The 583-nt window shown below is 43.4% G+C and carries 1 protein-coding gene; it reads right to left on the bottom strand.

Annotation, left to right across the window (positions count from 1 at the left end; translation table 11 throughout):
• Positions 1–151: 151 nt before the first annotated feature.
• On the bottom strand, positions 152–583 hold a 432-nt coding region (locus tag Q0954_RS34295), incomplete at its 5' end, for a helix-turn-helix domain-containing protein (protein WP_366916780.1).

Raw genomic sequence — 583 nt, 5'->3', positions numbered from 1 at the left:
ACGTTCTAAGGCCTGAATACCTGTTTTTTCATCCACACTTATCAAACGGATTTTGCCTTCAATGGCTTGCAGGATCAAGTCACAAATACTTTCTACCAAACTTTTAAACTCTTCCCAATCATCGATCTTGGGAAACATCCAATACTGATGTTTATGAGGACGAACCGCCCGATTTTTTTAAAATCTTGCTTACATAACCACCAGATATCTTCTCTACAATGCCTTCACAAACCGCTACCTTAGCCAACATTTCACGATTCCAGGAGGTGAGGGGGATACCAAAATCCTTAGGTTTTTGACAAGCCAATGCCACCAGTTTTTCTTTATCTGATAAGCTAATCCGAGCAGGTGCACCAGTCCGGGGAGCGTCAGAAAGGATTTCCAACATCCGGACTAATAAGGCAGAATCACTCGGAGATTCTTTGGCTTCATAGGCACACAGAGATTCAAAACCGACTAACCAACGCTTACTCCACTTAGAAACAGTAGGGGCACTCGTACGTAATTGTCGGCTAGTGGCCAGTACTCCCAAACCTTCATCAATACAAAGAAGGATACTCACTCGTTTTTGATAGTGGGCAGG

The organism is uncultured Microscilla sp. (assembly GCF_947493425.1).
In the GTDB taxonomy this organism is placed as follows: Bacteria; Bacteroidota; Bacteroidia; order Cytophagales; family Microscillaceae; genus Microscilla.
This window is presented reverse-complemented; position numbering and strand designations above follow the sequence as displayed.